This window comes from Hyphomicrobiales bacterium (assembly GCA_016125495.1).
In the GTDB taxonomy this organism is placed as follows: domain Bacteria; phylum Pseudomonadota; class Alphaproteobacteria; order Rhizobiales; family RI-29; genus RI-29.
This window is the reverse complement of the sequence record WGLQ01000009.1, coordinates 17,103-37,905: the sequence shown is the minus strand read 5'-3', so window position 1 is coordinate 37,905 and position 20,803 is coordinate 17,103. Positions and strand designations below refer to the sequence as shown.

Below are 20,803 nucleotides of genomic sequence, written 5' to 3'. Positions count from 1 at the left end.
GCGGGGACCCCCAACGCGGGTAACGCGCCGGCAACGACCCGATCAGTCGATCGCGTGCAGCACCTTGGCCCGGTCCGCGAGATAGGGCAGCCGGGTTTGTGCTGTGGCGACGGTTTCGCGCGAGAGTGTGGCACGGATGATCTCGCCCGATCGACCTGCGCGGGCGAGGTCGGCGCCGTCCGGGGCGACGATGCAGCTCGCGCCGAGGTAGTTGATCTCGCCCTCCCGTCCGGCGTGGTTGGCGTAGACGATGTAGACGCCGTTTTCGAAGGCGCGCGTCGGTATCACCTTTCGGGCGACGATGTCCCATTGCGCCGAAAGGGCGGTCGGCACGAGGATGGCATCGGCGCCGGCAAGGGCGAGGGTGCGCGCGGGTTCGGGGAATTCGGCATCGTAGCACACGAGGATGCCGAGCCGCAGGCCGCCGAGTTCCACCAGGGTGGGGCTCTCGCCGGTCGCGAACCAGCGCCGTTCGAAGCCAGGTGGAATGGCGAGCTTTCGGTGGTTCGCGAGCGGGCGCCCTTCGCCAGAAACGAGCAAGGCGGAATTGTAGATGATGTCGCCGCAGCGCTCGGGATAGCCATAGAGGATCGCCGTCGAGGTACGGCGTGCGATCGCAGCGACGGCCTTGGCGAAGGGCCCGTCGGCAGGCTCGGCGCGGCGGGCGATGTCGTCCCCCACCGCGTAGCCCGACATATACAATTCTGGACAGACCACGAGGTCGCTCTCGGCCTGCCTTACGGATGTCTCGAGGAGGGAGAGTCGTTCGGACGTTGCGAGACCGGTGGCATCGCATTGCAAAATGGCCGCGCGCACGCTGCTTCAGCTCCCCACGACGATGAGCTTGCGAGGATAGTCGGTGAGGTAGTCGGCGCCGGTCTCCGTCACGACGATGGAATCGCCGATGCGCCCGCCGAGTCGGCCATCGACGCTGATGCCGCCGTCGACGGCGAAGGTCATGCCGGGCCGCAGGATGGTGCGGTCGCCGGCCTTGAGCTCCGGCGCCTCGAGATGGGCCATGCCGATCGAGCGGCCTGTGCGGTAACCGGTTTCGTAGCCGCGCGCGCGGTAGACCTCGTTGGCCGCCTCGGCGATTTCTTCAGCGCGTACGCCCGGCCGGATCGCGGCGATGGCCGCCTGCTGGGCGGCGATGGCGGCCTCCTGCACGCGGCCCGCCTCGTCGCTCACCTCACCGACGAAGAACATGCGGTCGAACCCGAGTTTGTATTGCTTGAACTCGGCCATGTTACAGAAACAGAAATAGACTGGGTCGCCGCGCTCGAGCCGTTTCACGCTGGCGCGGCGGTGAACCATCGAGGTGTCGCGGCCGGACTGCATGATCTGCAAGTTGTGGATCACGGGAGAGACGAATGCCTCCCAGCCACGGGCGGTGAGGAAGCCGGCGGCGGCGCGGGTTCCGGCGTTCATGACGGCGAGGGCGGCCTCGTACTCCGGGGCGCCCTCGGCCAGCGCGCCCTCGGCGGCGGCCATCATGGCGCCGGCGATGCGGCCGGCCTGACGCATCACCTCGATCTCGGACGGCGACTTGATCATCCGCATCGTGCCGATGAGCCCCGAGACGTCGCGAAGCCGGGTGGCGGGGAGTTGATCGTCCAGCCAGTTGCGCACGATGGCGGGTAGGTGCGGTCGCTCGATGCCGATGGCGGCAAGGCGCGGCCCGAGCAGGGCGGAGAGCACATTCTCCCAGCGGTCGCTGCCGGCATCCGTCCAGGGGCGGATATCGTCCACCCAGGTCATCGCGCCCACCATCTCGCTTTCCATGAGCGGCGTGACGACGGTCGGGGCGGTATCGGGGCGAACGACGAGGAATGTCGGGCGGCCGAACTCGACGGAGAGGTATCCCCAGAAGCCGGCATAGTAGGCGATCGAACTCTGGTCGGTGATGAGAGCGACCTCGATGCCCTCGTCACGCAGGCGGCGCTGCAATTCCTCAGTGCGCAGGCGGGCCTCTTGCAGCATCTGGCGGTCCTTGGTGGCAGGGGGATAGCGGGGGCGAGGTTGCCCTCGTCCATCGGTCGATGGCAAGCGGACGTCTTGCAGGGCAGGCCGACCTCCGGTGCATCGGGCTCATGCCTTTCTGGTGGGTTGTGGTATAGCCCGACCAACGCGTGCAGCGAAAGGCTGCTCGTCCGGCAGGGAGTGTCCGGTGATGGTCGAAGTTGGCAGGGCTGGCGGTGCGCTCATCGTGGGGGCTGGTTCCGGATTGTCGGCCTCGCTCGCCCGGCTGCTGGCGCGGGCCGGCTACGGGGTGACGCTCGCGGCGCGCGATACGGACAAGCTCGCCGGGCTCGCGGCCGAGACCGGGGCCCGTCGCGAGACGTGCGATGCAGCGCGGCCGGATGATATGGATGCGCTCTTTTCGGCGATCGACGGCCGGCTCGATGTCGCCGTCTACAATCCCTCGATGCGGGTGCGCGGGTCGATCGCGGAACTCGAGCCCGAAGCGGTGCGACAGGCGCTCGAGGTCACGGCCTTCGGCGCGTTCCTGATGGGCCGGCTGGCGGCGCGGCGGATGCTCGGGCAAGAGCCCGTCGGCGGTGTTCGCGGCACCATTCTCTTCACCGGCGCCTCGGCCGGCGAAAAGGGCTTCGCGCAGTCCGCTCCCTTTGCGATGGGCAAATTCGCCGAGCGCGGGCTCGCCCAGTCGATGGCCCGCGAGCTGCAACCCAAGGGCATCCACGTTGCCTGGATCAACATCGACGGTGTGATCGCGAGCGCGACGAGACAGGCGCCGGGAGATCGCCCCGACAGCCTGCTCGATCCCGATGCCATCGCCGAGACCTATCTGGCGCTCATCCGCCAGCCCCGCACGGCCTGGACCAGCGAGATCGCGCTCCGGCCCTGGACGGAGACGTTCTGACATGGTGCGAGCGCGACCAGCCGCGCGCATTCTCGGCCAAGAGGGCCTCGCGTGAGCGGCGAGCGCGACAACGCCCTCGAGGTGGCGGTCGGGGCCGAGGTGCGTGCGACGCGCCAGGCACTGGGCGTGACGCTCGCCGATCTGGCCAAGGCGGCCGGCATTTCCGTCGGCATGCTCTCCAAGATCGAGAACGGCCAAGCCTCGCCGTCCCTCTCGACGCTGCAGGGCCTGGCGAGCGCGCTCAACGTACCGATCGCGACGTTCTTTGCGCGGTTCGACGAAAAGCGCGACGCCACCTATGTCAAAGCCGGCCAGGGCCTCGCCATCGAGCGGCGTGGTTCCTCGAAGGGGCATCTCTACCAGCTGCTCGGCCACAGTCTGCGAAGCGCAACCCAGGTCGAGCCGTTCCTCATCACGCTCGACGGGCGCTCCGATGCCTACCCGATTTTCCAGCACAAGGGCGTCGAGTTCATCTACATGCTGAAGGGCGAGGTGACCTATCGTCACGGCACGGAAAGCTATCTGCTGAAGCCGGGCGACAGTCTCTTTTTCGATGCCGAGGCGCTGCACGGGCCGCTCGAACTCAGGAAGCTGCCGGCGGTCTACCTCTCGGTCATCGTGACGCCGGCCGAGTGAATGGGATGCGGCTGCCATGGCGGCGGGCGGGATGCGCGAGAAGTTCACTCGGAGTGAACTAATTTTCTTGACATGCAGCCAGCGCCTCGGCGAGGCTGGCGCCCGATCTGCAACGAACGGGAGCCAGCCATGTGCGGCATCGTCGGCCTCTTCCTCAAGTCGAAGGCGCTCGAGGGCGAACTCGGGCGGCTGACGGCGTTGATGCTTCGCGAGATGGTCGACCGGGGACCGGATTCGGCAGGGTTCGCGGTCTACGACGCGCCGGGCGAGCGCACCAAGATCACCTGCGTCTCGATGGACGGGGGGACGGACTGGAAGGCGATCGACGCCGATCTCGAGCGCCATCTCGGTGCCGAGGTCGAAACACAGGTGATCGACGATCATGCGATCTTCTACACCGACGGTGACGGGGCCAAGGCACGCCGGCGGATCATCGAGACGGCGCCGGGCGTCACGGTGCTCTCGGTCGGGCGTTCGATCGAACTCTACAAGGGGGTCGGGCGACCCGACCACATCATCGATCGCTTCCGGCTCGGCGAGCGCTCGGGCAGCCACGCCATCGCCCACACCCGCATGGCGACGGAATCGGCCGTGACGATCACCGGCTCCCACCCTTATGCGACGGGCGAGGACACCTGCCTCGTGCACAACGGCTCGCTGTCGAACCACAACCGCCTGCGCGAAAACCTCAGGAAGCGCGGGGAGAGTTTCCAGACCGAGAACGACACGGAGGTGGCCGCTGGCTATCTCGCATGGCGCATGCGCGAGGGTGACAGCCTCGAAGGCGCCATCCGCCATGCGCTCGACGATCTCGACGGATTTTATACCTTCGCCATCGGAACGCGGGACGGTTTCGCCGTGGTGCGCGATCCCATCGCCTGCAAGCCGGCGGTGATCGCCGAGACCGACGAATGGGTTGCGATGTCGTCGGAGTTCCGCGCCATCGCGCGATTGCCGGGGGTCGAGAACGCGGAAATCTGGGAGCCGAAACCCGCCCGCATCTATGCCTGGACGCAGGCCGGGAGGTCGGTTGCATGACACTGCGAAATGCCGAATTCGACCTCTCGCGTCAGACTGTTCGTGAACTCAACGCGGCGCTCCATGCGGCGGGGGAGGGAGCGTTCCTGGTGCGCCATCCAGGCGGCGCCCATGCGCTCGCCTGCGGGCTCGATGCGCCGCTCGAAGTGACGGTGGCGGGGCATGCGGGGTATTATTGCGCCGGTATGAACAAGCACGCGACGGTGATCGTGGACGGGAACGTCGGCACGGGCTGCGCGGAGAACATCATGTCCGGCCTCGTGCGCGTCAGGGGCGATGCGAGCCAGTCGCTCGCGGCCTCGGGGCACGGGGGGCTCGTCGTCGTCGAAGGCTCGGCTTCGGCGCGCTGCGGCATCTCGATGAAGGGGGTCGACATCGTCGTTGGCGGCGACGTCGGGCACATGTCGGGCTTCATGGCGCAGGCCGGCCGGCTCGTCGTGCTCGGGGACGCGGGCGCGGACCTCGGGGATTCCATCTACGAGGCGGAAATCTACGTGCGCGGCAAGGTCGAGAGCCTCGGCGCCGATTGCGAGGAAAAGCCGATGGACGCGGCGCACCTCGCCGCCCTCGCCGAACTGCTGACGCGCGCGGGCCTCGCCGCCGATCCGGGGCAATTCAAGCGCTATGGCTCGGCGCGCCGTCTGTACAATTTCAAGATCGACAACGCGGGGAACGGCTGATGGCTCAGGACCGGCGCAGACGCCAGGGGTTCGCCGCCTTTCCGGATGCGGTGATCGCGGAGATCCAGCGGGCGGCCGATACCGGTGTCTACGATATCCGTGGGCTCGGCGCGCGGCGCCATGTCCCCTCCTTCGACGACCTCGTTTTCCTCGGCGCCTCGGTCTCGCGCTATCCGCTCGAGGGCTACCGGGAAGCGTGCGGAACGAATGTCGTGCTCGGTGCGCGGTACGCGAAGAAGCCGATCGAACTCAAAATCCCCGTCACCATCGCCGGCATGAGCTTCGGAGCGCTCGGGGCGAACGCCAAGGAGGCGCTCGGGCGCGGAGCGACGGCGGCCGGCACCTCGACGACGACCGGCGACGGTGGCATGACGAACGAGGAGCGTTCGCATTCCAAGCTCCTCGTCTACCAGGTGCTGCCATCGCGGTACGGCATGAACCCGGACGACCTTCGGCGCGCCGACGCCATCGAGGTGGTCGTCGGCCAGGGGGCCAAACCCGGTGGCGGGGGCATGCTGCTCGGCCAGAAGATCACCGAGCGTGTCGCCGGCATGCGCACACTGCCGGTCGGCATCGACCAGCGCTCGGCCTGCCGGCATCCCGACTGGACGGGACCGGACGACCTCGAGATCAAAATCCAGGAGTTGCGCGAGATCACGGACTGGGAAAAGCCGATCTACGTCAAGGTCGGCGCGGCGCGGCCCTATTACGACACGGCGCTCGCGGTCAAGGCCGGCGCCGACGTCGTGGTTGTCGACGGCATGCAAGGCGGCACGGCGGCGACGCAGGACGTCTTCATCGAGCATGTCGGCATTCCGACGCTGCCGGCGGTGCGCGAGGCGGTGCGCGCGCTCCAGGAGCTCGACATGCACCGCACGGTGCAGCTCATCGTCTCGGGCGGCATCCGCTCGGGCGCCGACGTCGCCAAGGCACTGGCGCTCGGCGCGGACGCCGTCTCGATCGGCTCGGCCGCCATGATCGCGCTCAACTGCAATCGCCCGCTCTACCTCGAGGACTACGAGGCGCTCGGGACCGAGCCTGGCAAGTGCGCGCACTGCCACACCGGGCGATGCCCGGTCGGGGTGGCAACGCAGAACCCCGAACTCGAAGCGCGGCTCGATCCGGTGATGGCCGGGCGGCGCGTTGCGAACTATCTGAAGGTGCTGACACTCGAGGCGCAGACGATCGCGCGTGCCTGCGGCAAGAGCCACGTGCACAACCTCGAGCCGGAGGATCTCGCGGCGCTCACCGTCGAGGCGGCGGCGATGGCCGAGGTTCCGCTCGCCGGCACGCGCTGGATACCGGGAAAATAGCCCACGGGGCGAAAAACAGGGAGGTCGAGGATGACGGTGGACTTGGCGCAGGCGGCCCGCGAGAAGGGCATAGAATACTTCCTCATCTCCTTCGTCGACCTGTTCGGCGTGATGCGGGCCAAGCTCGTGCCGGCCTCGGCCATCAAGGGTATGCAGCGGGACGGGGCGGGCTTTGCCGGCTTTGCGACCTGGCTCGACATGACGCCGGCCAACTCCGACATGTTCGCGGTGCCGGATCCCGCAAGCCTCATTCAGCTGCCATGGAAGAAAAACGTCGGCTGGCTCGCCGCCGACCTCCACATGGATGGCAAGGAAGTGGAGCACGGGCCGCGTAACACGCTGAAGCGCGTCCTGCGCGAGGCGGAGGCGAAGGGTTACCGCCTCAAGCACGGCGTCGAGTGCGAATATTTCCTCATCTCGTCGGACGGCAACGCCCTTGCCGACGGCGCGGACACGCAGACCAAGCCCTGCTACGACGTCGCCGCCCTCATGCGCCGCTACGATGTCATCACGGAAATCTGCGATGCCATGCTCGAGCTGGGATGGGGGCCCTATCAGAACGACCACGAGGATGCGAACGGCCAGTTCGAGATGAACTGGGATTTCGCCGATGCGCTCGTGACCGCCGATCGACACGCCTTCTTCAAGTACATGACGAAGACGATCGCGGAAAAGCACGGGCTCAGGGCGACGTTCATGCCGAAGCCCTTTTCCAATCTCACCGGCAACGGCTGCCATGCGCATGTCAGCGTCTGGTCGGCGGATGGAAAGACCAACCTCTTTTCCGATTCCGCCGGCGAACTCGGCGTCTCCAAGCTCGGCTACAATTTCCTCGGCGGGCTGGTCGCGAACGCGACGGCGATGTGCGCCATCACCAACCCGACGGTCAATTCCTACAAGCGCATCAACGCGCCGGCAACGACCTCGGGTGCCACCTGGTCGCCGAACACCGTCACCTACGGCGGCAACAACCGTACCCACATGGTGCGCATCCCCGATGCCGGGCGCATCGAGTTCCGTCTGCCCGACGGGGCGGCCAACCCCTACCTGATGCCCGCCGCGCTGATGGCCGCCGGCATGGACGGGATCGAGAATGCGCGCGATCCCGGCAAGCGCCTCGACATCAACATGTACACCGAGGGCCACAAGGTGGAGGGCGCCAAGAAGCTGCCGCTCAACCTGCTGGATGCCATTCGCGAACTGTCGGGCAATGGCGCGATCCGCGCCCGGCTCGGCGGCGAGCTGATGGATGCCTATGTCAAGCTCAAGACGGCGGAGTGGAATGATTTCACCCGCCACATGACGACCTGGGAGCGCGATCGCACGCTCGATTGCTGACGAGACGAGCCGAGCGCCAGGGCCCCGGTCACCACGTGGCGCGGGGAACGGAAAGCAATTCCAGGGCGCGGGCAAGGCGGGGTGTTGCGAAGTCGAGAAAAGCGCGCAGCCTCGGCGCCATCAGGCGATCCTGCCCGTGCACCAGGTGCACGGGTACGGCCGGCGGCATGATCGCGTCGAGGACCGTGACGAGGGTGCCCTCCTTCAGCATCGCGGCGACCATGTAGGAGAGGGCCTGAGTGATTCCCTCCCCGGCCTCGGCGGCGGCGAGCGCGGCAATGGCGTCGTTGACTTCGAGGCGCGGCGCGACGGTGACGGCGCGTGCCCTGCCGATCCCGTTCTCCAGCCCGCCCGCTAAGCGCCGCCGATGAGGATGCCGGCCGCCAACACCAGCGCGCCGCCGATGACGATCTGGAAGACGGCGCGCACGAACGGCGTCTCCATGTAGCGGTTCTGGATCCAGGCGATCGCCCAAAGTTCCACGAAGACGATGGCAAAGGCGATGGTGGTCGCCGTCCAGAAGTCGGGGATGAGGTAGGGCAGGGCGTGGCCGAGGCCGCCGACGGCGGTCATGATGCCGCAGGCGAGGCCGCGTTTGACCGGCGAGCCGCGACCGGAAATCTCGCCGTCGTCCGAAAGGGCCTCCGTCATGCCCATCGAGATGCCGGCGCCGATCGAGGCGGCGAGGCCGACGAGGAAAGTCTGCCAGGTGTCGCCGGTCGCGAACGCGGCGGCGAAGATCGGGGCGAGGGTCGAGACCGAGCCATCCATCAGGCCGGCGAGACCCGGCTGCACGTACGTGAGGACGAACTGGCGGTGGGCCACCATGTCCTCTTCGCTGCGCTTGCCGTCGCCGAGGAGGTCGGATTCGAGTTCCTCGGCCCGCTCCTGGTGCATCGCCTCGATGGCGGCGAGGTCGCCGAGCAGCTTGCGGGTGTCGGCGTCGCTGGTGCGCTTGGCCGCGGACTCATAGAAGCGCGCGGCGTCGCGCTCCATCATCGAGGCTTCCTCGCGGATGCGCTCGAGGCCGAGGTTCTCGACGAGCCAAACGGGGCGGCGTGAGTAGAAGCCCGCCACGTGCTCGCGCCGGATCAGCGGAATGGTGTTGCCGAAGCGCCGCTTGTGCAACTCGATGAGGCGGTGGCGGTGCTCGTCCTCCTCCTCGGCCATCGCCTCGAACATGGCGGTCGAGGCCGGGTAGTCCTGGCGCAGCCGTTCGGCGTACATGCGATAGATGCGCGCGTCGTCCTCCTCGGAAGAGATCGCTAGGGCGACGATCTCCTGCTCGGTGAGGTCGGAGAAGCGGCGACGGTTGAGCAGGCCGGGGATCATCGGGGGGCTCTTCCTGGCGTCAGTTTTGACTGAATCCAATCTCGCCTAGCGGCAATCGGGGAACGTCGCAACCCCGGGATCGGTTCAATTGGGATTGCGGCGGGCTCGCACGGGGACCTTCCGCGTGCTAGTGAGCCGGCCCGGGTGATCGGTGCCCGGGGTCGGGGGCGAAGCATGGCGGCGGTCATCGAGATCGAGGGATTGTCGAAGTCCTACGCCAACGGGTTCCAAGCCCTCAAAGGCGTGGACCTCACCATCGAGAAGGGCGAGATCCTGGCGCTGCTCGGGCCGAACGGGGCCGGCAAGACCACGCTCATCAGCATTGTTTGCGGTATCGTCAGCCCGACCGGCGGCCGAGTGACGGTCGCGGGCCACGACATCATCACGGATTTCCGAAAGACGCGCGCTCTGATCGGGCTCGTGCCGCAGGAGCTGACGACGGACGCCTTCGAGACGGTCTGGAGCACGGTGAGCTTCACACGGGGCCTCTTCGGCAAACCGAGCAACCCGGCACACATCGAGAAGGTGCTGCGCCAGCTCACCCTGTGGGACAAGCGCGACCAGGTGATCCGAACGCTCTCGGGCGGCATGAAGCGGCGAGTGCTGATCGCCAAGGCGCTCGCGCACGAGCCGGAGATCCTGTTTCTCGACGAGCCGACGGCAGGTGTCGACGTCGAGTTGCGCAAGGACATGTGGGAACTGGTGCGTGGCCTCAGAGCCGCCGGCGTCACCATCATCCTGACGACCCACTACATCGACGAGGCCGAGGAGATGGCAGACCGCATCGGCATCATCAACCGGGGCGAACTGGTGCTGGTCGAGGAAAAGGCGAGCCTGATGCGCAAACTCGGCAAGAAGCAGCTGATCGTGCACCTCGCCGAGCGGGCTTCCGGACTACCGGCGGAATTGGCCGACTATGGCCTCGAACTCTCCGGGGACGGCCTCGAGATCACCTACACGTACGACACCAGCGGGGAGCGAACGGGCATCCGGCGCCTCCTCAACGCGCTCGATGGAGCGGGCATCGCCTTTCGGGACCTCGCGACGCGGCAAAGCTCGCTCGAAGAGATCTTCGTCAGCCTGGTCAAGGAGGCACGATGACCATCAATGGCGAGGCGGTCTGGGCGATCTATCGCTTCGAGATGGCGCGGGCGCGGCGTACGGTGTTCCAGAGTCTCGTTTCGCCCGTGCTCTCGACGGCGCTCTACTTCGTCGTCTTCGGGGCGGCGATCGGCTCGCGGATCGAGGCGATCGACGGGGTCGCCTACGGCGCCTTCATCGTGCCGGGCCTCATCATGTTCTCGCTGCTGACGCAGAGCGTTTCGAACGCCGCATTCGGCATCTACTTCCCGCGCTTCACCGGCACCATCTACGAAGTTCTTTCGGCGCCGGTCTCGGCGGTCGAGATCGTTGCGGGCTATGTCGGAGCGGCGGCGACCAAGTCCGTCATCGTCGGTCTCGTGATCCTGGCGACATCGGCGCTGATCGTGCCGCTCGAGATCAAGCACCCGCTGCTGATGCTGGTCTTCCTCGTGCTGACGGCGGTGACGTTCTCGCTGCTCGGTTTCATCATCGGCATCTGGGCGGACGGCTTCGAGCAACTGCAGATCGTGCCGCTCCTGGTCATCATCCCGCTCGCGTTCCTCGGCGGCACCTTCTATTCGATCTCGATGCTGCCGCCGTTCTGGCAAACGGTCAGCTACTTCAATCCGGTGGTCTATCTCATCAGCGGCTTTCGCTGGAGCTTCACGGAGGTGGCGGACGTCGATTTCACGGTCAGTCTAGCCATGACGTTCGCCTCCATGGGCGTCTGCCTCGCGGTGATCGCCTGGATCTTCGCGACGGGCTACCGTTTGAAGCGCTGATCGAGCAGCCACGGGGCGGCTGAAACCGGGGCTCCGTTCACCCCCCCCCCTATTGACCCGCCTCGTCGCGCTGCTCGGCCTTGAGGGTCACGTTGTCGATCCGCTCGGCGCGCAGCGTGCGCTTGGAGCACGTCACTTCGGCACTCTCGTCGACCGGAAAGTCGCTCGAGAACGCGTCGCAGAGGAAGTGGACCTGCAACTTGCCGTCGCCCCAGGGCGAATCGAACTCGATGACCGTGACGCTCAGCGTCGATTGGCTCTGGAAGCGCTTGCCGTTCCGGGTCACGCAGGTCTCGCTATCGCGGGCGACAACCGTCGAGGAGAGTTGCTTGCTTGCGAGCTTGGCCACCTTGGCCGGGTTGGCAGGATCGCGCAGAAAGAGCTGCCCGCCTTCATAGAAGAATCCGCTGCTGGCGTCCGAGCAGGTGAGCCCCTCGTCGACCGCCGCGGCTGGACCGGCGCCCGATAGGAGCGTGAACGCGACAGCCGATGCAGCCGTCAGCATCGAGCGGGTGAGTTGGCGGGGGCGGGCCCGGCGGGCAGGCAATGCTGTGGATCGCATCATGCGGGTGTCCTCTACGGGCTGTGTTGCTCTGGAGACAGTCCCGAGCCGGTCACGCATTGTCCAGTGGCAACGTCGTGATGGCGAAGGGGCGCGGTCGATTGGTGCGGTCGGTCCGACGGTTGCTGGCTGCAGTTGCCCACGGCTCGGGGCCCTCCACCGCTTCGTTGCCTCAGCGACCTTAGAGGGGCTGGAGCCCGGCGCACAATTTCGCTAACACCACGGCGACCGCCACGCATGCCCGCCCCGAGCCAGGACCGCAATCATGCCCAAGCTGATCATCGACGGCACCGAGCACGACCTCGACGCCGGCCTGACGCTGATCCAGGCGTGCGAAGTGGCGGGCGTCGAGGTGCCGCGCTTCTGCTATCACGAGCGCCTCTCTATCGCCGGCAACTGCCGGATGTGCCTCGTCGAGGTGGTCGGAGCGCCCAAGCCCGTCGCCTCGTGCGCCATGGGCGTCTCGGATCTCAGACCCGGACGCAATGGCGAACCGCCCGAAATCCGCACCAACTCGCCAATCGTCAAGAAGGCGCGCGAGGGGGTGATGGAGTTCCTGCTGATCAACCATCCGCTCGACTGCCCGATCTGCGACCAGGGCGGCGAATGCGACCTGCAGGACCAGGCGATGGCCTATGGCGTCGACACCTCGCGTTATGCCGAGAACAAGCGGGCGGTCGAGGACAAGAACATCGGGCCGCTCGTCAAGACGATCATGACGCGGTGCATCCACTGCACGCGCTGCGTGCGGTTCATGACCGAGGTCGCGGGCGTCGAGGAACTCGGCGCGATCGGGCGCGGCGAGGACATGGAGATCACGACCTATCTCGAGGCTGGCATGACCTCGGAATTGCAAGGCAACGTCATCGACCTCTGCCCGGTCGGGGCGCTGACCTCCAAGCCCTACGCCTATCAGGCGCGGCCGTGGGAACTGCGCAAGACCGAATCGATCGACGTCATGGATGCACTCGGCTCGGCGATCCGGGTCGACGCGCGCGGGCGCGAGGTGCTGCGCATCATGCCGCGCAACAACGACGCGGTGAACGAGGAGTGGATTTCCGACAAGACGCGCTTCATCTGGGACGGGCTGCGCACGCAGCGGCTCGACCGGCCGTACGTGCGGCGGGACGGGCGGCTCGAGCCGGCGAGCTGGGACGAAGCGCTCGCGGTCGTTGGCGAGCGGCTGTCCGGCACGCCCGGCGAGCGCATCGGAGCGCTCGCAGGCGATCTCGCCGGGATCGAGGAGATGTTCGCGCTCCAGGCGCTCATGGCGACGCTCGGCAGCCCCAACCTCGATTGCCGCACGGCGGGCGAGAAGCTCGATCCGGCCCACGGGCGGGCGGGCTATCTCTTCAATCCGACCATCGAGGGGATCGAGGCGGCCGACGGCATCATGCTGATCGGGGCCAACCCACGCCTCGAGGCGGCCGTGCTCAATGCGCGCATCCGCAAGCGATACCTGCGGGGCGGATTGCTGCTCGGTCTGATCGGCGAGCCGGTGGACCTCACCTACCCCTACAACCATCTCGGGGCCGGAGCCGCGAGCCTCGAGCAATTCATCGATCATGGCCGCGTGAAGCTCGAGCGCCCGATGTTCATCGTCGGTCCGGGGGCCTATGCGCGAGCGGACGGGGCAGCCGTCATGGCGATGGCGGCCAAGGCCGCGCTCTCGCTCGGCGTCGTGCGCGAGGGCTGGAACGGCTTCGGCGTGCTGCACACGGCAGCGGCGCGGGTCGGCGGGCTCGACATCGGCTTCGTGCCGGGGGCGGGCGGTGCCGACGCGGGGCGGATCGCCGATGGTGCCGTCGACGTCATCTACAACCTCGGGGCCGACGAGATCGAGATTCCGGCGGGGCCGTTCGTCATCTACCAGGGCTCGCATGGTGACCGCGGGGCGCACAGAGCGGACGTGATCCTGCCGGGCGCGACCCATACCGAGAAGTCGGCGATCTACGTGAACACCGAGGGGCGCGTGCAGATGACGCAGCGTGCGGTGTTCCCGCCTGGCGAGGCCAAGGAGGATTGGGCGATCGTACGGGCGATCGCCGGGCGAATGGGAAAGGCACTCGGCTTCGACGACCTCGGTGCGCTGCGCGCGCAATTGGTGTCGCGCCATCCGCATTTCGGTGCGATCGATGCCATCGCTCCCGCCGGTGACGACAATGGGATTTCGGCGATCGAGGCGCTGGCGCGGAGCGGCGGGCCGATCGGCACGGCGCCCTTCAGGTCTCCGATCTCGGACTTCTATCTGACCAACCCGATTGCCCGCGCGTCTGCGGTGATGGGGGACCTGAGCGCACTGCGCTCGAGCATGGCCATGGCGGCACAATGAGGACCATTGGCATCATCGGCGGCATGAGCGCGCATTCGACGGTGCTCTATTACGAGCGCCTGGTGGCCGAGACGCGCCGGCGGCTCGGGGGCCTGCATTCGCCGCGCGTGCTGATCCATTCACTCGATTTCGCGCCGATCGCCGAGATGCAGGCGGCGGGCCGTTGGAACGAGGCCGGCGCGCTGCTGGCGGAGGTGGCGGTGGGGCTCGAGCGGGCGGGGGCCGAAATCGTGCTGCTGGCGACCAACACGATGCACCGTGTCGCCGGGCGTATCGAGGCGCGGCTCGGCGTACCGTTCCTCCACATCGCGGACGCCACCGCCGAGCGGATCCTGGCAGCGGGCCACCGGCGGCCCGGTCTGATGGCGACCCGCTTCACGATGACCGAGGACTTCTACACCGGGCGCCTCGCGCGTCACGGGCTCGACGTGGTGCTGCCTTCTGCGGCCGATCGCGAGCGCATTCATACCATCATCTACGATGAACTCTGCCAGGGTGTGGTCGCGCCGGCCTCACGGCTGGAGTTCGAAGCCATCGCGTCACGATTGGCGGCAGCGGGCGCCGATAGCCTCATTCTCGGATGCACCGAGGTCGGCATGCTGCTGGGGGGCGGCAACGTCGGGGTGCCGGTTTTCGATACCACGCTGGTGCATGCCGACGCGGCGCTCGATCTGGCGCTCGCCGAAGCGGACGCGCGCTGGAACAGGGGGGCGACGGGGACCCATGGCTGATTTCTGGACGACCTACGGCCTGCCGTTCGTGATCGTCGTCGCCCAGAGCGTGGCGATGCTGGTGGCGCTGCTCATCATCATCGCCTACCTGCTGCTCGCCGACCGCAAGATCTGGGCGGCCGTGCAAATGCGCAAGGGGCCGAACGTCGTCGGCGCCTTCGGGTTGCTGCAATCGTTCGCCGACCTCCTCAAGTTCGTGCTCAAGGAGCCGATCATCCCGTCGGGCGCCGACAAGGGCGTGTTCCTGCTCGCGCCGCTGGTTGCTTCGGTGCTGGCGCTCGCGGCCTGGGCGGTGATCCCGGTCGACGAAAACTGGGTGATCGCCAACCTCAATGTCGGCATCCTCTATATCCTCGCGATCTCTTCGCTCGAGGTCTACGGCGTCATCATGGGCGGCTGGGCCTCCAACTCCAAATACGCCTTCCTCGGGGCGCTGCGCTCGTCGGCGCAGATGATCTCCTACGAGGTCTCGATCGGCTTCGTCATCGTCTGTGTTCTGCTGGTGGCGGGCTCGCTCAACCTCTCCGACATCGTGATGGCGCAGAAGGGGGAACTCGGCCTCTTCAACTGGTTCTGGCTGCCGCTGTTCCCGATCTTCGTCATCTTCTTCATCTCGGCGCTGGCAGAGGCGAACCGGCCGCCGTTCGATCTGCCGGAAGCGGAATCGGAGCTGGTCGCCGGCTTCATGGTCGAGTATTCCTCGACGCCGTACCTCCTCTTCATGCTCGGCGAATACGTCGCGATCGTGCTGATGTGCGCGCTGACGACGATCCTCTTTCTGGGGGGCTGGCTGCCGCCGTTTGATGTGGCGCCCTTCAACTGGGTGCCGGGGGTGATCTGGTTCATCGCGAAGGTGTGCTTCGTCTTCTTTCTCTTCGCGTTGGTGAAGGCGATCGTGCCGCGCTACCGCTACGACCAGTTGATGCGGCTCGGCTGGAAGGTGTTCCTGCCGATCTCGTTGTTCATGGTGGTGGCAACGGCGGCGGTGCTTCGTTTCGGCGGCTTCGGGCCGGCGGGAAGCTGAGGGTCGAGGCGAAAGGAGGATACGATGTCGGGTGTCGCGCAGGCCGTCAAATCGGTCTTCCTCTTCGAGTTCCTCTCGGCCGCCTGGCTGGCTATGAGGTATTTCTTCCGCCCCAAGCTGACGCTGAACTACCCGTTCGAGAAGGGGCCCATTTCACCGCGGTTCCGGGGCGAGCACGCCTTGCGGCGTTATCCCAATGGCGAAGAGCGCTGCATTGCCTGCAAGCTCTGCGAGGCGATCTGCCCCGCCCAGGCGATCACCATCGAGGCGGGGCCCCGGCGCAACGACGGCACCCGGCGCACGACGCGCTACGACATCGACATGGTGAAGTGCATCTACTGCGGGTTCTGCCAGGAGGCGTGCCCGGTCGATGCAATCGTCGAGGGGCCGAATTTCGAGTTCGCGACGGAGACGCGCGAGGAGCTCTTCTACGACAAGGACCGGCTGCTGGCGAACGGCGACCGCTGGGAGCGCGAGATCGCCAAGAACCTCGCGCTCGATGCGCCGTATCGGTGATGGGGGCAGAGGTGACCATTCTTTCCTCCCCCTCGAGGGTGCGGCCGAAAGCGGGCATGGAGACCTGACCTGATGTTCCTGCAAGCCGCCTTTTTCTATCTCTTTGCCGGCGTGCTCGTTGCTTCGGCGTTCATGGTGATCACGGCGCGCAACCCTGTGCACGCCGTGCTCTATCTCATCCTCGCGTTCTTCAACGGGGCTGGGCTCTTCGTGCTGCTCGGGGCCGAGTTCCTCGCCATGATGCTGCTCATCGTCTACGTCGGCGCGGTGATGGTGCTGTTCCTCTTCGTCGTCATGATGCTCGACGTCGATTTCGCCGAACTGCGGGCGGGGTTCACGAATTATCTGCCGTTCGGGGCCGCGATCGGCGGCGTGCTGCTGGTGGAACTGGTGCTCGTCCTCGGAAGCTGGGCGATCGCGCCCGAGCTTGCCGCGCGTCCCGAGGCACCGTTGCCGGCGGTGGCCGAGAACATCACGAACACGCGCGCGATCGGCCGGTTGATGTATACGCAGTACGTCTATTTCTTCCAGCTCGCGGGGCTGATCCTGCTGGTTGCGATGGTCGGGGCGATCGTGCTCACGCTGCGAAAGCGCGCGGGCGTCAAACGCCAGTCGGCGGCGGCACAGATCGCGCGCACACCGGCAACCGCGATCGAGATCAAGACGGTGCCGACCGGCGGAGCGATCATGCCGGGCAGCAGGAGACAGGGGTGATGGAGATCGGGCTCGGGCATTATCTGACGCTGTCGGCGATCGTCTTCACGCTCGGCGTCTTCGGTATTTTCCTCAACCGCAAGAACGTCATCGTCATCCTGATGTCGATCGAGCTGATGCTGCTCGCGGTCAACATCAACCTCGTCGCCTTTTCCGTCCATCTCGGCGACCTGGTCGGTCAGATCTTCACGCTGCTGGTCCTCACCGTGGCGGCAGGCGAGGCGGCGATCGGGCTCGCCATCGTGGTCGTCTACTACCGCAACCGCGGCAGCATCGCTGTCGAGGACATCAACCTGATGAAAGGCTGAGGGCGCATGTATTCGGCCATTCTCTTCCTGCCGCTGCTCGGCTGCCTCATCGCGGGCCTCCTCGGCTCGCGGATCGGCGACAAGGCCGCGGAGATCGTCACGTGCTTCTGCGTCTCGCTGGCGGCGGTGCTCTCGTGGATCGTGCTGGTGCAGACCGGCTTCGGCGGTTCGCCGGACAAGGTGCAGGTCGAGATCGTGCGGTGGATCACGTCGGGTGAGCTCGACGTTTCCTGGTCGATCCGCATCGACACGCTGACCGCGGTGATGCTGGTCGTGGTCAACAGCGTCTCGGCGCTGGTGCATATCTACTCCATCGGCTACATGCACCACGATCACGGCCGCGCCCGGTTCTTCTCCTATCTCTCGCTCTTCACCTTCGCGATGCTGTCGCTGGTGACGGCCGACAATTTCCTCCAGCTTTTCTTCGGCTGGGAGGGCGTCGGGCTCGCCTCCTATCTCCTCATCGGCTTCTGGTACCATCGCCCGTCGGCGAACGCGGCGGCGATGAAGGCGTTCGTCGTCAACCGGGTCGGCGATTTCGGCTTCGCGCTCGGCATCTTCGGCGTCTTCGCGGTGTTCGGGTCGATCGATTTCGACGCGGTGTTCGCGGCCGCGCCCGACCAGGTCGGCAAGACCTTCGCGTTCCTCGGCTACGAGGTCGACGTGTTGACGACGCTCTGCCTGCTCCTCTTCCTCGGGGCGATGGGCAAGTCGGCGCAGCTCCTGCTGCATACCTGGCTGCCGGACGCCATGGAGGGCCCGACGCCGGTCTCGGCCCTCATCCATGCCGCGACCATGGTGACGGCCGGGGTCTTCATGGTGGCGCGACTGTCGCCGCTCTTCGAGCTCTCGCAGTCGGCGCTCTTCGTCGTGACGGCGGTCGGGGCGAGCACGGCGTTCTTTGCCGCGACCGTCGGCCTCGTGCAGAACGACATCAAGCGTGTCATCGCCTATTCGACCTGCTCGCAGCTCGGCTACATGTTCGCGGCTTGCGGCCTCGGGGCCTATTCCGTCGCGATCTTCCACCTTTTCACGCACGCCTTCTTCAAGGCGCTGCTGTTTCTCGGCGCCGGGTCCGTCATCCACGCGATGAGCGATGAGCAGGACATGCGCAACATGGGCGGCCTTGCCTCCAAGATCCGCTGGACATGGGCGATGATGCTGATCGGCACGCTTGCGCTGACCGGCTTCGGTCTGCCGCACGTGGCGGGCTTTGCCGGCTTCTATTCCAAGGACGCGATCATCGAGGCCGCCTACGGGGCGCACACGCCGGTTGGCGAATACGCCTTCTATCTCCTGGCGATCGCCGCCTTCTTCACCTCGTTCTATTCCTGGCGCCTGATGTTCATGACCTTCCACGGCACTTCGCGCGCGCGTCCGGAAGTGGTCAAGCACATCCACGAAAGCCCGTGGGTGATGCTGGTGCCGCTCATCCTGCTCGCGGTCGGCGCGGTGCTCGCGGGGATCGCTTTCAAGCATGTCTTCATCGGCGAGGGGTATGGCGCGTTCTGGCGCGCGGCGCTCTACAACCGGCCGGACAACCACATCCTCGAGGCGATGCATCACGTGCCCGAGTTCGTCTACTGGACGCCCTTCGTGATGATGCTGTCGGGGTTCGCGCTCGCCTATCTCTTCTACATCGTCGCACCGGGCATTCCGCCGGCGCTGGCCCGCGCCTTGCGGCCGCTCTACCTCTTCCTGCTCAACAAGTGGTACTTCGACGAACTCTACGATTTCCTCTTCGTGCGCCCGACGATGTGGCTCGGGCGGCTGCTCTGGCGCACCGGTGACCAGCGGATCATCGACGGCATCGGGCCGGACGGAGTGGCGGCAAGGGTTCTCGACGTGACGCGCGGCGTCGGCAAGCTGCAGACCGGCTACGTCTATCACTACGCGTTCGCCATGCTGATCGGCATCGCCCTCATGGTGTCCTACTTCATGGTCTTCGGAGGTGCCCGCTGATGAACCCGGCGACGGATTATCCTCCGCTCCTGACGGGCGTCACGTTCCTGCCACTGGCGGGGGCGCTGTTCATCCTGTTCGTGCCGCGCGAGGCGGAAGGGAACGCGCGCTGGACCGCGCTCTGGACCACCGTCATCACGCTGCTGCCCGCGCTCTGGCTGCTGTGGCTGTTCGACCCGACGACGCCGGCCTTCCAGTTCGTCGAGGAGGCCGCCTGGCTCGGCGGCACGATCCGCTACAAGATGGGAGTCGACGGCATCTCGCTGCCCTTCGTGGTGCTGACGGCCTTCCTCATGCCGATCTGCATCCTGGCGAGCTGGGACAGCATCAAGACGCGCGTCAAGGAGTACATGATCGCGTTCCTCGTCCTCGAGACGCTGATGATCGGCGTGTTCTGCGCGCTCGATCTCGTGCTCTTTTATCTCTTCTTCGAGGGCGGCCTCATTCCGATGTTCCTCATCATCGGGGTGTGGGGCGGCAAGCGGCGCGTCTATGCGAGCTTCAAATTCTTTCTCTATACGCTGCTCGGCTCGGTGCTGATGCTGCTCGCCATGATGGCGATGTACTGGCATGCCGGCACGACCGACATTCCGACGCTGCTGCAAACGAAGTTCCCGTTCGAGACCTTCAGTGTGCTCGGCGTCGAGGTCCGGGGCGGCATGCAGACGCTGCTCTGGCTGGCGTTCTTTGCCTCCTTCGCCGTCAAGATGCCGATGTGGCCGGTGCACACGTGGCTGCCGGACGCGCACGTCGAGGCGCCGACGGCGGGCTCCGTCGTGCTCGCGGCCATCCTCCTCAAGATGGGCGGGTACGGCTTCCTGCGGTTCTCGATCCCGATGTTCCCGATCGCGTCCGACATCCTGGCGCCGCTGGTCTTCGCGCTCAGTGTGGTCGCGATCGTCTACACCTCGCTCGTCGCGCTCGCCCAGGTCGACATGAAAAAGCTCATCGCCTACTCCTCGGTGGCGCACATGGGCTTCGTGACCATGGGGCTTTTCGCGCTCAACACGCAGGGCGTCGGCGGCGGCCTCTTCCAGATGATCAGCCACGGTTTCATCTCCGGGGCGCTCTTTCTCTGCGTCGGTGTCGTCTACGATCGCATGCACACGCGCGAGATCGCAGCCTATGGCGGGCTCGCCGACCGGATGCCGATCTATGCGACCTTCTTCCTGATCTTCACCATGGCCAATGTGGGTCTGCCCGGCACGAGCGGCTTCGTCGGGGAGTTCCTCACCCTGATCGGGGCCTTCAAGGCGAACACGTGGGTCGCGTTCCTCGCGACGACCGGCGTCATCCTCTCGGCGGCCTACGCCCTCTACCTCTACCGCCGGGTCATTTTCGGAGTGCTGGAAAAGCCGGCCTTGAAGTCGATCTCCGACGTCAATGCGCGCGAGATCGCATGCATACTGCCGCTGGTCGTACTGACCATCTTCTTCGGCTTCTATCCGGGGCCGATCCTGGATGTGTTCGCGGTGTCGGTCGAAAATCTGCTCGCCGGTTATCGTGCGGCAGTTGCCGATGCCGGGCTCGGGCAGGCAGTGGCGATCGCCGTGCGCTAGGTGCGCGAAGGG

General features: G+C 66.4%; 21 protein-coding genes. 16 read left to right on the top strand and 5 right to left on the bottom strand.

Annotated features, from left to right (window positions below; all coding sequences use genetic code 11):
- Positions 1 to 42: 42 nt before the first annotated feature.
- Positions 43 to 816: a hypothetical protein gene (locus GC150_08975; GenBank protein ID MBI1385028.1), complete on the bottom strand. Its 774-nt coding sequence runs from the start codon at positions 814 to 816 to the stop codon at positions 43 to 45.
- 6 nt (positions 817 to 822) lie between these two features.
- Positions 823 to 1,980, bottom strand: coding sequence for a M24 family metallopeptidase (locus GC150_08970; GenBank protein MBI1385027.1), 1,158 nt, complete (start codon positions 1,978 to 1,980; stop codon positions 823 to 825).
- Between the two features lie 190 nt (positions 1,981 to 2,170).
- Here GC150_08970 and GC150_08965 point away from each other — a divergent pair, with 190 nt between their 5' ends.
- The 6 genes from GC150_08965 (at position 2,171) to glnT (ending at position 7,886) form a co-directional block, all read left to right on the top strand.
- Positions 2,171 to 2,881, top strand: coding sequence for an SDR family NAD(P)-dependent oxidoreductase (locus tag GC150_08965; GenBank protein MBI1385026.1), 711 nt, complete (start codon positions 2,171 to 2,173; stop codon positions 2,879 to 2,881).
- A gap of 51 nt (positions 2,882 to 2,932) precedes the next feature.
- Entirely contained in the window at positions 2,933 to 3,517 is a 585-nt protein-coding gene (locus tag GC150_08960) for a helix-turn-helix domain-containing protein (GenBank protein ID MBI1385025.1), read from the top strand.
- A gap of 129 nt (positions 3,518 to 3,646) precedes the next feature.
- Positions 3,647 to 4,555, top strand: coding sequence for a hypothetical protein (locus GC150_08955; protein MBI1385024.1), 909 nt, complete (start codon positions 3,647 to 3,649; stop codon positions 4,553 to 4,555).
- Positions 4,552 to 5,235, top strand: a complete 684-nt coding sequence (locus GC150_08950; protein ID MBI1385023.1) for a protein glxC — start codon at positions 4,552 to 4,554, stop codon at positions 5,233 to 5,235. Before GC150_08955 ends, GC150_08950 begins: the two co-directional genes overlap by 4 nt.
- Positions 5,235 to 6,548, top strand: a complete 1,314-nt coding sequence (locus GC150_08945) for an FMN-binding glutamate synthase family protein (GenBank protein MBI1385022.1) — start codon at positions 5,235 to 5,237, stop codon at positions 6,546 to 6,548. Before GC150_08950 ends, GC150_08945 begins: the two co-directional genes overlap by 1 nt.
- A gap of 30 nt (positions 6,549 to 6,578) precedes the next feature.
- Positions 6,579 to 7,886, top strand: coding sequence for a type III glutamate--ammonia ligase (gene glnT, locus GC150_08940; protein ID MBI1385021.1), 1,308 nt, complete (start codon positions 6,579 to 6,581; stop codon positions 7,884 to 7,886).
- Positions 7,887 to 7,914: 28 nt separating this feature from the next.
- On the opposite strand, the gene GC150_08935 is transcribed toward glnT, so the two are convergent.
- Together GC150_08935 and GC150_08930 are read right to left on the bottom strand one after the other, a co-directional pair.
- Entirely contained in the window at positions 7,915 to 8,361 is a 447-nt protein-coding gene (locus tag GC150_08935; GenBank protein MBI1385020.1) for a hypothetical protein, read from the bottom strand.
- Complete coding sequence (locus GC150_08930; GenBank protein ID MBI1385019.1) at positions 8,241 to 9,218, bottom strand: rubrerythrin family protein; 978 nt, start codon at positions 9,216 to 9,218, stop codon at positions 8,241 to 8,243. The genes GC150_08935 and GC150_08930 overlap by 121 nt, the downstream gene beginning before the upstream one ends.
- A 174-nt stretch (positions 9,219 to 9,392) precedes the next feature.
- Here GC150_08930 and GC150_08925 point away from each other — a divergent pair, with 174 nt between their 5' ends.
- Complete coding sequence (locus GC150_08925) at positions 9,393 to 10,319, top strand: ATP-binding cassette domain-containing protein (GenBank protein ID MBI1385018.1); 927 nt, start codon at positions 9,393 to 9,395, stop codon at positions 10,317 to 10,319.
- A 2-nt stretch (positions 10,320 to 10,321) separates the two neighbouring features.
- The gene (locus GC150_08920; GenBank protein ID MBI1385017.1) at positions 10,322 to 11,083 is read left to right on the top strand and encodes an ABC transporter permease; all 762 of its coding nucleotides are present in this window, start codon (positions 10,322 to 10,324) and stop codon (positions 11,081 to 11,083) included.
- Between the two features lie 49 nt (positions 11,084 to 11,132).
- Here GC150_08920 and GC150_08915 read toward each other — a convergent pair whose 3' ends face one another.
- Positions 11,133 to 11,648 (bottom strand): hypothetical protein, encoded by a 516-nt coding sequence (locus GC150_08915; GenBank protein ID MBI1385016.1) that lies wholly within the window; start codon positions 11,646 to 11,648, stop codon positions 11,133 to 11,135.
- A gap of 262 nt (positions 11,649 to 11,910) precedes the next feature.
- On the opposite strand from GC150_08915, the gene GC150_08910 reads away from it, so the two are divergent.
- The 8 genes from GC150_08910 (at position 11,911) to GC150_08875 (ending at position 20,791) form a co-directional block, all read left to right on the top strand.
- Entirely contained in the window at positions 11,911 to 13,977 is a 2,067-nt protein-coding gene (locus GC150_08910) for an NADH-quinone oxidoreductase subunit G (GenBank protein MBI1385015.1), read from the top strand.
- Entirely contained in the window at positions 13,974 to 14,708 is a 735-nt protein-coding gene (locus tag GC150_08905; GenBank protein ID MBI1385014.1) for an amino acid racemase, read from the top strand. Before GC150_08910 ends, GC150_08905 begins: the two co-directional genes overlap by 4 nt.
- The gene (gene nuoH / locus GC150_08900; GenBank protein MBI1385013.1) at positions 14,701 to 15,732 is read left to right on the top strand and encodes an NADH-quinone oxidoreductase subunit NuoH; all 1,032 of its coding nucleotides are present in this window, start codon (positions 14,701 to 14,703) and stop codon (positions 15,730 to 15,732) included. Before GC150_08905 ends, nuoH begins: the two co-directional genes overlap by 8 nt.
- Before the next feature lie 24 nt (positions 15,733 to 15,756).
- Positions 15,757 to 16,248: an NADH-quinone oxidoreductase subunit NuoI gene (nuoI, locus tag GC150_08895; protein MBI1385012.1), complete on the top strand. Its 492-nt coding sequence runs from the start codon at positions 15,757 to 15,759 to the stop codon at positions 16,246 to 16,248.
- Positions 16,249 to 16,320: 72 nt separating this feature from the next.
- Positions 16,321 to 16,962: an NADH-quinone oxidoreductase subunit J gene (locus tag GC150_08890; GenBank protein MBI1385011.1), complete on the top strand. Its 642-nt coding sequence runs from the start codon at positions 16,321 to 16,323 to the stop codon at positions 16,960 to 16,962.
- On the top strand, positions 16,962 to 17,270 hold the full coding sequence (gene nuoK, locus GC150_08885; GenBank protein ID MBI1385010.1) for an NADH-quinone oxidoreductase subunit NuoK: 309 nt from the start codon (positions 16,962 to 16,964) through the stop codon (positions 17,268 to 17,270). Before GC150_08890 ends, nuoK begins: the two co-directional genes overlap by 1 nt.
- A 6-nt stretch (positions 17,271 to 17,276) precedes the next feature.
- The gene (nuoL, locus tag GC150_08880) at positions 17,277 to 19,232 is read left to right on the top strand and encodes an NADH-quinone oxidoreductase subunit L (protein MBI1385009.1); all 1,956 of its coding nucleotides are present in this window, start codon (positions 17,277 to 17,279) and stop codon (positions 19,230 to 19,232) included.
- Positions 19,232 to 20,791, top strand: a complete 1,560-nt coding sequence (locus GC150_08875; GenBank protein MBI1385008.1) for an NADH-quinone oxidoreductase subunit M — start codon at positions 19,232 to 19,234, stop codon at positions 20,789 to 20,791. The genes nuoL and GC150_08875 overlap by 1 nt, the downstream gene beginning before the upstream one ends.
- Positions 20,792 to 20,803 lie beyond the last annotated feature (12 nt).